Below are 13,346 nucleotides of genomic sequence, written 5' to 3'. Positions count from 1 at the left end.
GATGTGCCTAGGGGAGGGCGTCCCTGACTGCCCGGGCGATGGCTTCCTTGTCGGCGGCACCGGGAAGGACAGTCACGACGACGGTCGGCGAGGGTTGGGCGGCGGCGGTGGCGCCGATGAGTGCAGGCCGGAACGTTTCCGACAGGGCCTGGAGTTCAGCGGCCAGGGCCTTAGCCCTCTTCCGGTCTGCTGCCTCGGCCTGCCCCGACGGGGGCGGGGTACGCAGCCACTGACGGAGGAAGGCGTTGTGCACGGCCACGACGGCTGCGGCGAAGGCGACAGCCTTGTACTCGTGCCGGCCGTTCCCGGGCAGCCTTTCATTCAGGAACTGCAGGAACGCCCGTTCGTACCGGTGGGAGGTGACCAGCTCCCGGTCACGGAGGGCCGGGACTGCCTGCAGCAGCGCGTGCCGGGCCCGGGACGTTGCTGGGTTTTGCAGGTGGTGGTCGAAGACCAGCATCGCGGCGTCCGCAACCGCAGCTAGCGGCTCGAGCCTGGATCCGGCGAGCCGGTCATTCACTTGGCGCAGGATCCGCTCGTGGTCCGCGAAGACAACGTCCTCCTTTGACCCGAATCTTCGGAAAAACGTGCTCCGGCTCATGCCTGATGCTTCAGCGAGTTCCTCGACCGACGTCGCATCGTAGCCCTGCTTCGCCAGGAGGCCGATGGCTGCCGCAACGGGTCCGTCCGCAGGATGCCCGTCGGCGGGCTGGTTGGAAGGCGGCGAAGTCATGGGCCGAAATGTAGCACAGCCGTCCACCACGAAATTGGCCTGCCGCCGGAGGGCGGCAGGCCAATTGGCGGCGGTGGCCAGGGCTGGCCGGGGCTCAGGCTCCCTGGCGGGCCCAGGCGGTGAGCTTGTCGGATAGCTGCATGTAGGCGTCGTTCACCTGCTGCAGTTCCGGGTGGCCGTCGTACCACTCGATAATCTCCCTGGCGCCGTCCGCGAACGGAATGGTGGCCGTGTAGTCCGGGACCAGGGATTTGATCTTGGTGTTGTCAAAGACCACCGAGTGGGACCGGTCGCCCAGGAGGTTGGAACCCAGTTCCTGGTCATGGGTGGCGATGGTTTCGGACGCCACATGAACCAGCTCGGGTTCCTTGACGCCCGCAGACCGGGCGAAGAGCCGGTAGATCTGGTTCCAGGGCAGGTATTCGTCCGAGGTGATGGTGTAGCTCTCGCCCACCGCCTGCGGCCTTCCCAGCAGTCCGACGAACGCCTTGGCGAAGTCCCTGCTGTGCGTCAGCGTCCACAGCGAGGTGCCGTCGCCGTGGACCATGACCGGCAGGCCATTGCGCATCCTGTGGATGTCCGTCCAGCCGCCCACCATCGCGATTTTGGTGCGGTCGTAGGTGTGCGACGGCCGGATCACCGTGAGGGGAAAATCGTCCTCCCGGTACGCCCGGAACAGCAACTCCTCGCAGGCGATCTTGTCCCTGGAGTACTGCCAGAAGGGGTTCTTCAACGGCGTGGACTCGCGGATGGGAAGCCTGGTGGGCGGCTTCTGGTAGGCGGAAGCGGAGCTGATGAAGACGTACTGCCCGGTCCGCTCCCGGAACAACTCCATGCTGGTTTGCGCCTGGTCCGGAGTGTAGGAGATAAAGTCTGCGACGGCGTCGAACTCCCTCCCGCCCAGCACCTCCCGGACGGCCGCCGCATCACGGACGTCGGCATGCAGCACTTCCGTGCCCTCCGGGACGGGCCGGGTGGACTGGCCCCGGTTAAGGATGGTCAGGCGGTGGCCCAGCGCGACGGCGCGTTCTGCCGCCGCCGCGCTGATGACACCGGTGCCGCCGATGAAAAGGATGCTCCTCGGCGCCACCGTATCCGCAGCCTCCAACGGGGTCACCACGCGTAGTCTTCCGGTGCAGTGCGGTGCCCCGGGAAGATGTCGTCCAGCCGCTTGAGCGCGTCCTCGTCGAGTGACACGTCCAGGGCCCGGATGGCGGCGTCCAGTTGTTCCTGTGTCCTGGGCCCGACGATCGGCGCGGTTACCGCGGGCTGGTGCAGGAGCCAGGCCAGGGCGACGTCGCCGGGTTCGTGCCCAAGCTCGTCCGCGAAGTCCTCGTACTGGCGGATCTGGTCCTGGTGCTTCTTCAGCGTTTCGGCGGCACGTCCTTCGGTGCGCCGCACGCCTTCGCGTTCCTTCTTCAGCACGCCGCCCAGCAGCCCGCCCTGCAGCGGCGACCAGGGGATGAGTCCCAGGCCGTACTGCTGCGCGGCCGGAATGACTTCCAGCTCCACCTGGCGCATGAACAGGTTGTAGATGGACTGCTCGCTGACCAGGCCCGTGTAGTTCCGCCGGCGCGCGGCCTCCTGGGCCTGCGCGATGTGCCAGCCGGCAAAGTTGCTGCTGCCCGAGTACAGGATCTTGCCCTGCTGCACGGCCACTTCGATGGCCTGCCAGATCTCGTCCCACGGGGTGTCGCGGTCGACGTGGTGGAACTGGTACACGTCGATGTAGTCCGTCTGGAGGCGCTTGAGGCTCGCATCCAGTGCCCGGCGGATGTTCAGTGCCGACAGCTTGGACTCGTTCGGCCGGTCCGTCATGGTGCCGTAGAGCTTGGTGGCCAGGACCGTGTGCTCCCGGCGCTCGCCGCCCTTGGCAAACCAGCGTCCAATGATTTCCTCGGTCCAGCCCCGGTGGTCCGCGCCGCCGTACACGTTGGCCGTATCGAAGAAGTTGATGCCGGCCTCGTGGGCGGAATCCATGATGCTGTGGGCATCCGACTCCTCCGTCTGCGGTCCAAAATTCATGGTGCCCAGGCAGAGGCGGGAGACTTTCAGGCCGGAGCGGCCCAGATGGGTGTACTGCATGGAAAATCCTTTCGGTGGTTGGCCTGCAGGCTGGGGAAGCCTGCGGACCCTACATCTGGGTAAAGGAGGCGACGGCAGGATCGGAACCGATGCGGGCGCCGGACTCGAGCGCCGTGATGGCGGCCAGCTCGTCCTGGGACAGCGTCAGGGACGAAGCCGCGAAGTTCTCGCGGATACGGCCCGGGTTCGCTGACTTGGGAATGACGATGTTTCCGTTGGCGAGGTGCCAGGCAAGCACTACCTGGGCGGTGGTGGCATTGTGCGCAGCGGCGATTTCGGTGACGGCGTTTCCGTTCAGGTCCCCGCCCTGGCCCAGCGGGCTGTAGGCCTCGACGGCAATGCCCAGGCCGCGGCACTTGGCCGCCAGGTCAGCCTGCTGGTAGCTGGGGTGCAGTTCGATCTGGTTGACGGCGGGCACGGTTTCCGCGGACTCCAGCAGGGTGTCCAGGTGGTCGGCGAGGAAGTTGGAGACGCCAATGGCGCGGATTTCCTTGTTCTCGTACAGCCGCTCCATCTCCTTCCACGCTTGCACGAAGAGCCCCTGCGAGGGAACGGGCCAGTGGATGAGGTAGAGGTCGATGTAGTCAAGGCCAAGGGCCTTGCGGCTGTTCTGGAATGCTTCCTGCGCCCGGCCTTGCTCACCGTTGCGGAGCTTGGTGGTGACAAAGATGTCCTCCCGTGCGATGCCGGTGGCGGCAAGTGCGGCTCCCACTCCTGCCTCGTTGCGGTAGGCGGCGGCGGTGTCGATGTGGCGGTAGCCCGCTTCCAGGGCGTCCTCCACGGTCCGCTGGGTTTCTTCCGGCGGGACCTGGAAAACGCCGAAGCCAAGCTGGGGGATGGTGACGCCATTGTTGAGTGTCAGCTCTGACATGGGTGTGCTCCTTCTCTGGGAGGTGTTGCGGGAAGATGAAGTGCTGGAAAGCGGTGCCGGCTGCTCGACAACTCAGAAAGCGGTTTCCACCGGCTCACTCCTGAGCCTATGCACTTTTACCCATCCAGTCAGCAGCCAAAGCTGTTTCTGTTTTTCCTAGGACTGCCAGTCCTACCTTCGTTGTAGAGCAGGGCACCCATCGCAGGCACAATGGTCTGCATGGGTCAAAGCGCCGAGTTCGGAAAATTCCTCAAAGCCATGCGGTCCCGGTTGAGTCCGGACGTGGCCGGCACCGGTCCCAGCACGGGCGCCCGCAGGGTTCCGGGTTTAAGGCGGGAGGAAGTCGCCCGGCTGGCCGGGGTCAGCACCGACTACTACGTCCGGTTGGAGCAAGGCCGCAACATCCATCCGTCCCGTACGGTGCTGGACGCCGTTGCCCGGGCACTGCGCCTGGACAGCAGCGAGCACGCGCACATGCTGGACCTGCTGGAGAACTGCGCCAGTGCTCCCCGTGAACCCGGTGCCGGCGCAGCACAGGGCGTCCGGCCCGCACTGCGCCAGCTGCTCGAGGCAGTCGGGGACGTGCCCGCGCTGGTGTTGGGCCGGCGCAATGACGTCCTGGCCGGCAACAGGATGGCATTCCTGCTGTTCGCCGACTTTCCGGCACTGCCGCCAGCGGAGCGAAACCTCACCAGGTGGACCATCCTGGACCCCGCAGCCCGGGAGCTGTTCAGGGATTGGAAGACGGTGGCTGCTGAAGCGGCAGGATCGCTCCGCCTGGACGTGGGCCGGCACCCGAATGATCCCCAGGCCAATCACCTGGTGGGTGAGCTGGCGGTCCACAGCGAACACTTCCGCCAGTGGTGGGCCGGGCACCGGGTGGCCACCCGCGCAGCCGGCACCGTCCGGCTTCACCACCCCGCGGTGGGGGACCTGGAACTGAACTTTGAAAACCTTGTCCTGCCGGAGGACCCCGACCAGACGCTGCGCGTGTATTCCGCCCGGCCGGGATCGCCGTCGTCGGACGCCCTGGCCCTGTTGGGCAGCCTGGGCGCGAGGCCTGCGGTTGACGCGGAGCGGGACGCAACCGCCGTGGCAGACGGTGGCCAACCGGGCTGACCTGCCGGCCGTGGTGTGAGCCACTGTACATTCGTCCAGCAGGAGGAGGGGAATCTGGCCAGCTGCCCATTGGTCCGGCGCCTTGCCTTTCCTAGGGTGGGAGTACCAGCTTCCCCGCCCGTTTTTGTCACCCCAGGATGGTCTCAACGATGAAACGCATCGCCCTACTGAAGGAACGCCAGGCTTCCGCCGGCACCGCCTCCACCGCCACCGGTTCGCACTGCCCTGCCTCCGGTCTTTGGAGCCCGGACCTGGATCCCCATACGGTCCTGTCCTTCTTCGAGGGCCATGTGTTCCCCGCGTTCGACGGCGTACCCACAGTCTGGCGGCGGCGGAGCCCGGGCACGGCGAACTAAGGCGCCTTCTTTAAGCAAAAGGGACCCGCAGCCAGCGCTAACGCGCCGGCTGCGGGTCCTGTTTTTTGGCTTACTGCTCTTCCAGGCGGAAACCGATTTTGATGGTGACCTGCCAGTCCGCGACCTTCCCGTCCTCAAGGTGGCCGCGGACTTCCTTGACCTCGAACCAGTCGAGGTTCCGAAGCGTCTGCGAGGCCTTGGCAATGCCGTTGCGGACGGCGTCATCCACGCCTTGGGTGGAGGTGCCGACAATTTCAGAAATGCTGTACGTGTGGTTGGACAACTTCGCTCCTCGTGATCGTCGATGCTCCCGATTGCGGGCCGTCCCTGAAGACTAGTAGGACTGCTGGAGCGTTGAACAGGGGCCATGGCAATTAGGGCCACCACCCGGCCCAAAAACCCGGGGGCGCTACTTCGCTTCCAGCACCAGGTGCCTGAGGTCGTCCAGGGTCTGCTGCATATGGGCGTCCATGGCCTCGCGGGACCGGACCGCGTCGCCGGACTGCAGCGCTTCGGCGATGTTCTGGTGGTGGCCGATGGCGTGCTCCTGGATGTCAGGAACGGCGGAGGTCTCGGTCCTGCGCTTCTCAAGGACCCGATGCAGCGGCTCGAACAGGACCGAAACGAAGACATTGCCGGAGGCGCCCAGGATGACGTCGTGGAAGGCGAGGTCCGCCTCCACAAAGGCCGCGACATCGTTGATGCTGTGGGCGGACTTCATCGCCGAGATGTAGTTGAACAGGGCGGTGATGTCCTCTTCGCTGATGCGCCCTGCGGCAAGCTCGCAGGCTCCCGTTTCAAGCATGCGGCGGAGTTCGATGAGCTGGATGGAGGCATCGGCGTCGTTCTTGCCCTCGGATGCTGCACGCAAGACTGCTTCCAGCGAGGCCCAGCGGCTGAGGGGGTTGACGAATGTTCCCCGGCCGCGCTCCACGCTCAGGATGCGCTGGGCCTGCAGCGTCTTCATCGCTTCGCGGACGGTCATGCGGCTGACCTCATGGCGGGCACTGAGTTCGTGCTCGCCGGGAACGGTTGAGCCGGGCGGAAACTCGCCTTCGATGATGCGGTCCAGCAGCTCGTCGGCCACCACGCCTACCAGCGACTTCCTTGCCATGTTGCCCCCGATTCCTGCTTCCGGCTTCCGCGGCGGATATGTCAGACAAGTGTACTTGCGCGTCCGTATGCCGTGTGCCACACTAGCACTCAGTTGAAAGATGTCAGACATCTTACAGTTACCTTTACATCTGGATCCGGGAACCTGGATCGCTACACAACGGAGTGCACTGTGACGCTTGAAGCAGACGTTCTGGCCGCCTACCCGGCAGACCTCGAGATCCCGGCCGGGCTGGTTGCCGACAAGCTGGCCGTTTCCAACGCGGAGGTTCCCCGCGTCCTGGTAGTGCTCGACGACGACCCCACCGGCACGCAGTCTGTGGCAGACCTGCCCGTACTCACCCGGTGGGAAGTCCAGGACCTCGCCTGGGCCTTTGCGCATATTGCACAGAGCGCAGCCAAGCCCGCCGTGTACGTCCTGACCAACACCCGCAGCCTTGACCCCGCAGAAGCGGCAGCACGCAATGAGGAAGTAGTCCGCAACGCGCTGGCCGCCGCGGCCGATGCAGGCATCCGCGTGGGCTTCGTCAGCCGCAGCGATTCGACCCTCCGTGGCCACTTCCCCCTGGAACCGGACGTCATCGCAGCCACGGTTGCCGAGGTTAGCGGGGAGAAGACCGATGGCGTTGTCCTGGTCCCCGCCTTCCCCGATGCCGGCAGGCTCACCATTGGCGGCATTCACTACATGCGCGGCACCGGTGACGCCAAGGGAACCCTGGTCCCCGTGTCCGACACCGAGTTCGCCAAGGACGCCTCCTTCGGCTTCAGCACCTCCGTCATGGCCGACTATGTCGCGGAAAAGTCGCAGGGCAGGTTCCCCGCAGACTCCGTCATCGTCCTGGACCTGAACATCATCCGCGCCGGCGCCTCCGCGCAGGACCCGGCCATCTCCGCCAAGGCCATCGCCGACGCCATCGAACCGGCCACCGACTCCACCCCCATCGTGGCCGACATCGTCTCCGAGAACGACTTCCGCGCCCTGGCCCTGGGCCTGGAAGAAGCCGAACGCCGCGGCAAGAAGCTCCTGTACCGCGTCGGCCCGCCGTTCGTCCGCGGCCGCATCGGCCAGGAAGTCCGCACCGCCCTGACCGCAGAAGAGGCCTACGCCGGGAACACCCCATCAGAGGCCGGCGGCCTCATCGTGGTGGGATCACACGTCGGCCTCACCACCCGCCAGCTCAATGTCCTCACCGCAGAGCACCGCTCCGCACGCATCATCGAGATCGACGTCGAAAAGCTCCTCGGTGCGGAAGCGGACGCCAAGGCGCACCTGGACCAGACCGTGGATGCCGTCGTTGAAGCGCTCCGCGCCGGGGACGTCATCGTCCACACCAGCCGGCTGCTCATCAAGACCGACGACCCCGCCGAAAGCCTGCGGATCGCGCGCACGGTCTCCGCCGCCGTCGTGGACGTGGTCAACCGCACCTTGAAGACCTTCCCGCCCCGGTTCGTCATCGCCAAGGGCGGCATCACGTCCTCGGACGTGGCGGCCCACGGCCTGGAGATCCGGCACGCGATCGTCCGCGGCCCCATGTTGCCGGGCATCGTCAGCCTCTGGGAACCGGTGGACGGCCCCGCCAAGGGGATCCCGTACATCGTCTTCGCCGGCAACGTGGGCGACGACGAGTCCCTGGCCCAGGTCACCCGCAAACTCAGCACCAAATTCTGAATCCCCGCCGGCTCCCAGCCCCCGCAAGAATTCAACGGAGAAACACCATGACCAGCAACTACACCGTCACCGTCCTGGGCCTCGGCGCCATGGGCCTGCCCATGGCCACCCGACTCGCCTCCCAGCTGACCGTCCACGGCTTCGACATCGCCGAGGCCCGCCTGGAGCTCGCCCGCGAAGCCGGCATCGCCACGTTCAGCTCGGCCCGGGAAGCCGCCAAGGGCGCCAACGCCGTGCTCCTGGCCGTCCGCAACGGTGAGCAGCTCAACGACGTCCTCTTCGGCGAAAACGGAGTGGCGTCCGTGCTGGAACCGGGTTCCGTCGTGATCCTCGGCAGCACCGTGGGCACCGACGCGATCCCCGCCACCGTGGCCAAGCTGGCCGAATACGGTGTGGACCTGGTGGACGCCCCTCTGTCCGGCGGCCCCAAGCGGGCCGGCGAAGGCGACCTGCTGATCGTCGTCGGCGCTTCCCCCGAGGCCCGCGAAAAGGCGGCCCCCGCCCTGGACCTGCTGGCCTCCACCCTCACCGTGGTGGGCGACAACCCCGGCGACGGCCAGGCCCTGAAAACCGTCAACCAGCTCCTGTGCGGCGTCCACATCGCGGCCGCCGCCGAGGCCCTGGCCCTCGCAGACGCGCTGGGCCTGGACCAGGCCAAGACCCTCGCCGCCCTGGAAGCAGGCGCCGCGGGTTCCTTCATGCTCTCCAACCGCGGCCCCCGCATCCTCGAGGCCTACAACGAGGAAGGTGCCGAGGTCCTGTCCCGCCTGGACATCTTCGTCAAGGACATGGGCATCGTGGGCAAGGCCGCCCGCGCAGCCGGCCTGGCAGCCCCCGTTGCCGCCGCCGCGGAGCAGCTCTACCTCCTGGGCCAGGCCCAGGGCCTCGCCGCCGCCGATGACTCCGCCGTCATCAAGGTGGTCGCGCCGGCAAAGCGCACCAGGTAGCCAAGCGCACCTGATAAGCCACCCTCCTGCCCTTGCGGCAAAAAGGTACGACGACGGCGGTCCCCCCTCCGCCGTCGTCGTACCCCCCCAGCGTTGCCGGCGCAGTCCCGCAACGTTTATCCCCACCCCGCCATTCCCTGATGCCGCCCTGCCCCGGAACCGGCATGCCAAAGGAGACACCTCCCCGTGAACCACCTGATTAACCCGCTGATACAGCGGGCGGCCGACGCCCCGGCCATCAAGCCCGCCGTTGAGCTGGGCACCCCGGTACTGCTCACCATCGCAGCGGTGGGCATCGCCATCCTGCTGGTGATGATCATCCGCTTCAAGATCCAGGCCTTCGTGGCCCTGCTCACCGTCAGCATCCTGGTGGCCGTGGCAGCCACCATCCCGCTGCAGGACATCTTCACCGTGGTCTCCAGCGGCGTGGGCAGCACCATGGGCAAGGTTGCCATCCTGATCGCCCTCGGCGCCGTGCTGGGCCGCATGATCGAGGTGTCCGGCGGCGTCCAGTCGCTCGCGGACCACTTCACCCGCAAGCTCGGGGCCCGCCGCGTGGCCGTCGCGCTCACCGCCGTCGGCTTCCTGGTGGCCATTCCCGTCTTCTTCGAGGTGGGCATCATCGTGCTGGTGCCCATCGTGTACGCCTTCGCCAAGATCGCGAAGGTCCACCCGGTGAAGTTCGGCCTGCCCATGGCCGGCATCATGCTTTCCATCCACGTGGCAGTCCCGCCGCACCCGGGCATCGTGGCCGGTGCGGGCGTGCTCGGTGCGGACATCGGACTCATCGCCCTCATCTCGCTGCTGATCTGCGTGCCGCTGGGCTTCCTGTCCTACTGGGTGGCGTCCATCATGAACCGCAAGGACTACGAGCTGCTGCCCGCCGTGAAGACGCAGGTGGAGGAGTTCGGCTCCAAGTCACTGGTCAAGGTGGGCCACGACGGCCCGGGTGCCGCCGCCATTGCACCGCCGCGGCCGGGCCTGATCATCTTCCTGATCGCTGCGCCCATCGTGCAGATCCTGCTCGGTACGGTCGGCACGCTCATCATCCCCAAGTCCGATCCGCTCTACGGCCTGGCCGCCTTTATCGGCAACCCGTTCCTGGCCCTGCTGGTGGCCGTGGCGCTGTCCTTCTTCCTGCTGGCGGTCCGCCGCGGCTGGTCCTTCAAGGAAACCGGCGAAATCTTCGAAGGCTCGCTGCCGCCCATCGCCTCCATCCTGATGGTGGTGGCCGCCGGCGGGGTGTTCGGCAACGTCCTTCAGGTCTCCGGCATCGGCGGCGCGCTCTCCAAGACCCTGGACACCCTGGGCGTGCCGCTGCTGCTGCTCGGCTTCATTATCTCGCTCGCCTTGCGCGCAGCCCAGGGCTCAGCCACCGTGGCCATCGTGACCACCACAGGCCTGCTGTCCGCAGCGGTCAGCGGCGGCGGCTACAGCCCCGCGCAGATCGCCGTGATCGTGATCGCCATCGGCTTCGGCGCCCTGGGCCTGTCCCATGTGACCGACGCCGGCTTCTGGGTGGTGGTGCGCTACTACGGCCTCACTGTGTCTGACGGACTGAAGACCTGGACCGTCCTGACCACCATCCTGGGTGTGGCCGGCTTCCTGCTGACCTTTGTCGCCTGGGTCCTGGTGGGAGGACTGGGCGCCTGATGCATACCCGACTGGACCACCTGGTCACCTCTGCCCTCCAGCAGGGCTCCGCCGTGCCGGCCTTAACCTGCTACGACTTCACCACGGCGCTGGCCGTGGTGGGCGCCGCGGAGGAATCCGGCAGGGGCGTGATCCTGCTGGTGGCGCCCAAGACCGCCGCCACCGCCAACGGGCTCCGGCTCATCACCGCGCTGCGCGGCCTGGCCGATGCCGCCGCCGTGCCGGTCGCGGTGCAGCTTGACCACGCCTCCGACCTCCAGGTGATGGCCGACGCCGTCGAGGCAGGGGCGGATTCCGTCCTCGCCGACGGTTCGTCCCTTCCTTACGAGGACAACATTGCGCTGGTCCAGGCAGCCCGTGCCCTGCTGGGCGCCGAGGTGGTCCTCGAAGCCGAACTCGGAGGCCTGGCAGGGGACGAGGACCGTGCCTTCTCAGCCGACCAGCCAACCAGCCAGTCCGGCGTCGACGTCGCCGGCCTGACGGACTCCGCACAGGTGGAGGACTTCGTGTCCCGCACCGGTGCGGAGCTGCTGGCCGTCGCAGTGGGCAACGTCCATGGCAAGTACAAGGGCGAGCCGAAGCTGCGCTGGGACGTGCTGCAGGACATCGCGGCGCGGATCCACATTCCGCTGGTGCTGCACGGCGCTTCCGGCATCCCCGCCGAAGAACTGGTCAAAGCCGCCGCCATGAATGTTGGCAAGGTCAACTTCAACACGGAGCTGCGGACCGGCGTGCTGGCAACCCTCCAGGACCAGCTTCCCGCGCACCGCGCGGACGGCGAGAACCTGCAGGGCCTGCTGGCTTTGTGGAACCAGTCGGCGAAGGGCTTCGCCGCCACCACGCTGTCCACCCTGGCGCGGTAGCGGCAATCCTCCATGGACGGAAGGCCAGGATCAAGCAGCCGGTCCTGGCCTCATTCCGTTAACGGCAGGCAGGGACCGCCGCGCTCCCACGCCGCCGCCCGCCGTCGTGCCCGTATTGCTGCCGGTCCTGCAAGAGCGGCAGAAGGGGCGTTAGGTCCTTAAGTCCGCGGCGGCAACGGGGGCACAATAGTGCCGTGGGCAGCGTCGAGTCGTTGTAGGTCCCCGTGCGCAGCGCCGGCAGCCGGGGATCAGGATCCGGGCCGGACACGGAGAACCGTGATCCGGCCATCGACCTTGTCCGTTTCATCTGCCTGGCTCTGGTGCTGGTGGGCCACGCCCTGATGGTAAGTCCGGTCCTGCACCCGGACGGTACCGTCACCACGGAGAACACCCTCGCCGAGCAGGACTGGTTCGAACCCATCATCTGGGTCTTCATGGTCATGCCCCTGTTCTTCGTCACCGGCGGCGTGACCGGTCTGCAGTCCTGGCGCCGGCTCAGGGCGGGCGGCGGCACGGCGGCGCAGTTCGTCCGCGCCCGGCTCCTGCGCCTGCTCCGCCCGGCCACCGCCCTGCTCGCATCCATGGTGACGGGCCTTTCCGTGGCCGCTGTGCTCGGCGTGGACCAGCAGGTGGTCCAGCTGATGGCTGCAGGGGCAGCCATGCCACTGTGGTTCCTGGCCGCCTACCTCGCGGCGCAACTGAACATTCCGGTCCTGGCGGCGCTGCATTCCCGGGCGCCCTGGCTGGCCCTTGGCCTGCTCACCGGACTGGTGGTTGCCGTGGATTGTCTTCGGGGTGCGCTGCCTGGCCTTGCCAACGCAAACCTGGTCTTCGTATGGTGCGCCGTCCAGCAGTTGGGATTCCTGGCCGCCGACGGCTACTTTTCCCGCCTCTCACGTTCCGGGCTGTTGGGCCTGGCTGTAGCGGCACACCTGCTGCTGGGACTCGTGACCGGGCTGGGGCTGTACCGGGGAAACATGCTGGTTAACCTCAACCCGCCCAACCTGACACTGGTGATCCTGGCCGTCCCGCAGTTGGCCGTGATGGAACTGGCGCGGCCGGTCCTGGCCCCACTGGCCGGGGTGCCGTGGATCGGCAGGCTGCTGATGCTGGCCGGGGCGAGGTCCCTGACGGTGTACCTGTGGCACCTGCCGCTGCTGGTGGCCATGTCCGGGCTGCTGCTCCTGGCGCCCATCCCCGATCCGGGCTCAGGCACCGCTGCATGGTGGTGGTCGCGTCCGCTGGTGGTCCTTGCGCTGGTCCTCCTGCTCCTGCCGGTGGCGGCAGCCTTTGGCCACCTGGAGGAACGGACGACGGCGATGCACGCCTTCCGCTGCCGGCCCGCCGCGGCGTGGGCCGCCGTCGTGGTGGTCTTCATCCCCGTTGCGGACGCCGCCCTGAACGGGCTGTCCCTGGGACTGCTGGCGGCCGGCACTGTCTGTTTCTTCGTGGCTACCCTTTTGCTGGGTGGGGTTCCGCCAAGTGTCGGGCGGAAGAGGGGGAGAAGGGGCATTGCCAGCGGGGTGAAGTAGTGCCAGTGTCGAACCATGACCGAGAACACCGCGTCGGCAGAGGACAAGTTCACCGCCAATGTCTCGCTGCGCCGCAACGATGGGCAGCACCGGTACGAACTCCTGGTGGATGGCAGGCTTGCGGTGCAGGCTTTCTTCAACGACCTTCCCGGGCACATCGATTTCACCCACACCGAGACCGAAGAGGACTTTGAAAGCCGGGGGCTGGGGAAAGTCCTGGCGCACTTTGCCTTGGACGATGTGGTGGCCACCGGAAAGCGCATCATCCCGCACTGCCCGTTCATTTCCGGCTACCTCCGGAAGCACGAAGGCTACGAGCAATTTGTCGACTGGCCGGAGGACTGAGGGCGCTCGCGCCGGGGCGTTTGGTTAGCGCCCTTCGTTATTCCCCGGGTTGCCCCGGGT

The 13,346-nt window shown here is 67.0% G+C and carries 14 protein-coding genes; 8 read left to right on the top strand and 6 right to left on the bottom strand.

The window, feature by feature from the left end:
• Positions 1-7: 7 nt before the first annotated feature.
• From QF031_RS18295 to QF031_RS18280, 4 genes are all read right to left on the bottom strand, one after another.
• Positions 8-733, bottom strand: coding sequence for a TetR/AcrR family transcriptional regulator (locus QF031_RS18295; protein WP_307431484.1), 726 nt, complete (start codon positions 731-733; stop codon positions 8-10).
• Positions 734-827: 94 nt separating this feature from the next.
• The gene (locus QF031_RS18290; protein ID WP_307431482.1) at positions 828-1,853 is read right to left on the bottom strand and encodes an NAD-dependent epimerase/dehydratase family protein; all 1,026 of its coding nucleotides are present in this window, start codon (positions 1,851-1,853) and stop codon (positions 828-830) included.
• The gene (locus QF031_RS18285; RefSeq protein ID WP_307431480.1) at positions 1,847-2,818 is read right to left on the bottom strand and encodes an aldo/keto reductase; all 972 of its coding nucleotides are present in this window, start codon (positions 2,816-2,818) and stop codon (positions 1,847-1,849) included. The genes QF031_RS18290 and QF031_RS18285 overlap by 7 nt, the downstream gene beginning before the upstream one ends.
• A 49-nt stretch (positions 2,819-2,867) precedes the next feature.
• Positions 2,868-3,689: an aldo/keto reductase gene (locus QF031_RS18280; RefSeq protein WP_307431478.1), complete on the bottom strand. Its 822-nt coding sequence runs from the start codon at positions 3,687-3,689 to the stop codon at positions 2,868-2,870.
• 219 nt (positions 3,690-3,908) lie between these two features.
• On the opposite strand from QF031_RS18280, the gene QF031_RS18275 reads away from it, so the two are divergent.
• The gene (locus tag QF031_RS18275) at positions 3,909-4,808 is read left to right on the top strand and encodes a helix-turn-helix domain-containing protein (RefSeq protein ID WP_307431476.1); all 900 of its coding nucleotides are present in this window, start codon (positions 3,909-3,911) and stop codon (positions 4,806-4,808) included.
• 149 nt (positions 4,809-4,957) lie between these two features.
• A complete protein-coding gene (locus tag QF031_RS18270; protein WP_043451888.1) occupies positions 4,958-5,164 on the top strand; it encodes a hypothetical protein in 207 nt (68 codons plus the stop codon).
• Positions 5,165-5,234: 70 nt separating this feature from the next.
• Here the strand turns inward: QF031_RS18270 and QF031_RS18265 are convergent, their stop codons facing one another.
• On the bottom strand, positions 5,235-5,447 hold the full coding sequence (locus QF031_RS18265) for a dodecin (protein ID WP_307431471.1): 213 nt from the start codon (positions 5,445-5,447) through the stop codon (positions 5,235-5,237).
• Positions 5,448-5,573: 126 nt separating this feature from the next.
• Positions 5,574-6,278 (bottom strand): FadR/GntR family transcriptional regulator, encoded by a 705-nt coding sequence (locus QF031_RS18260; RefSeq protein WP_307431468.1) that lies wholly within the window; start codon positions 6,276-6,278, stop codon positions 5,574-5,576.
• 171 nt (positions 6,279-6,449) lie between these two features.
• Between QF031_RS18260 and QF031_RS18255 the strand changes: the two genes are divergently transcribed.
• The 6 genes from QF031_RS18255 to QF031_RS18230 all read left to right on the top strand — a co-directional run bounded on the left by QF031_RS18255 (position 6,450) and on the right by QF031_RS18230 (position 13,286).
• Positions 6,450-7,946, top strand: coding sequence for a four-carbon acid sugar kinase family protein (locus tag QF031_RS18255; protein WP_307431465.1), 1,497 nt, complete (start codon positions 6,450-6,452; stop codon positions 7,944-7,946).
• Positions 7,947-7,993: 47 nt separating this feature from the next.
• Positions 7,994-8,893, top strand: coding sequence for an NAD(P)-dependent oxidoreductase (locus tag QF031_RS18250; RefSeq protein ID WP_307431459.1), 900 nt, complete (start codon positions 7,994-7,996; stop codon positions 8,891-8,893).
• 186 nt (positions 8,894-9,079) lie between these two features.
• Positions 9,080-10,546, top strand: a complete 1,467-nt coding sequence (locus QF031_RS18245) for a GntP family transporter (protein ID WP_307431456.1) — start codon at positions 9,080-9,082, stop codon at positions 10,544-10,546.
• Complete coding sequence (locus QF031_RS18240; RefSeq protein ID WP_307431453.1) at positions 10,546-11,409, top strand: class II fructose-bisphosphate aldolase; 864 nt, start codon at positions 10,546-10,548, stop codon at positions 11,407-11,409. The genes QF031_RS18245 and QF031_RS18240 overlap by 1 nt, the downstream gene beginning before the upstream one ends.
• Before the next feature lie 224 nt (positions 11,410-11,633).
• Complete coding sequence (locus QF031_RS18235; protein WP_307431449.1) at positions 11,634-12,941, top strand: acyltransferase family protein; 1,308 nt, start codon at positions 11,634-11,636, stop codon at positions 12,939-12,941.
• A gap of 15 nt (positions 12,942-12,956) precedes the next feature.
• Positions 12,957-13,286 carry a GNAT family N-acetyltransferase gene (locus QF031_RS18230; RefSeq protein WP_307431446.1) on the top strand — a complete coding sequence of 110 codons (330 nt, stop codon included), beginning with the start codon at positions 12,957-12,959 and terminating at the stop codon, positions 13,284-13,286.
• The last annotated feature ends 60 nt before the right edge of the window (positions 13,287-13,346 follow it).

The sequence above is a fragment of the Pseudarthrobacter defluvii genome, from assembly GCF_030816725.1.
GTDB lineage: Bacteria > Actinomycetota > Actinomycetes > Actinomycetales > Micrococcaceae > Arthrobacter > Arthrobacter defluvii_A.
Note: the sequence above shows the minus strand (reverse complement) of the source record. Positions and strands in the feature narration are given on the sequence as shown.

What these genes read in the sequence shown, in the direction of transcription:
- QF031_RS18240 (WP_307431453.1), top strand. Translation starts at nt 10,546, where the DNA reads ATGCATACCCGACTGGACCACCTGGTCACCTCTGCCCTCCAGCAGGGC.
- QF031_RS18260 (WP_307431468.1), bottom strand. Translation starts at nt 6,278, where the DNA reads ATGGCAAGGAAGTCGCTGGTAGGCGTGGTGGCCGACGAGCTGCTGGAC.
- QF031_RS18285 (WP_307431480.1), bottom strand. Translation starts at nt 2,818, where the DNA reads ATGCAGTACACCCATCTGGGCCGCTCCGGCCTGAAAGTCTCCCGCCTC.
- QF031_RS18295 (WP_307431484.1), bottom strand. Translation starts at nt 733, where the DNA reads ATGACTTCGCCGCCTTCCAACCAGCCCGCCGACGGGCATCCTGCGGAC.
- QF031_RS18280 (WP_307431478.1), bottom strand. Translation starts at nt 3,689, where the DNA reads ATGTCAGAGCTGACACTCAACAATGGCGTCACCATCCCCCAGCTTGGC.
- QF031_RS18270 (WP_043451888.1), top strand. Translation starts at nt 4,958, where the DNA reads ATGAAACGCATCGCCCTACTGAAGGAACGCCAGGCTTCCGCCGGCACC.
- QF031_RS18250 (WP_307431459.1), top strand. Translation starts at nt 7,994, where the DNA reads ATGACCAGCAACTACACCGTCACCGTCCTGGGCCTCGGCGCCATGGGC.
- QF031_RS18230 (WP_307431446.1), top strand. Translation starts at nt 12,957, where the DNA reads ATGACCGAGAACACCGCGTCGGCAGAGGACAAGTTCACCGCCAATGTC.
- QF031_RS18275 (WP_307431476.1), top strand. Translation starts at nt 3,909, where the DNA reads ATGGGTCAAAGCGCCGAGTTCGGAAAATTCCTCAAAGCCATGCGGTCC.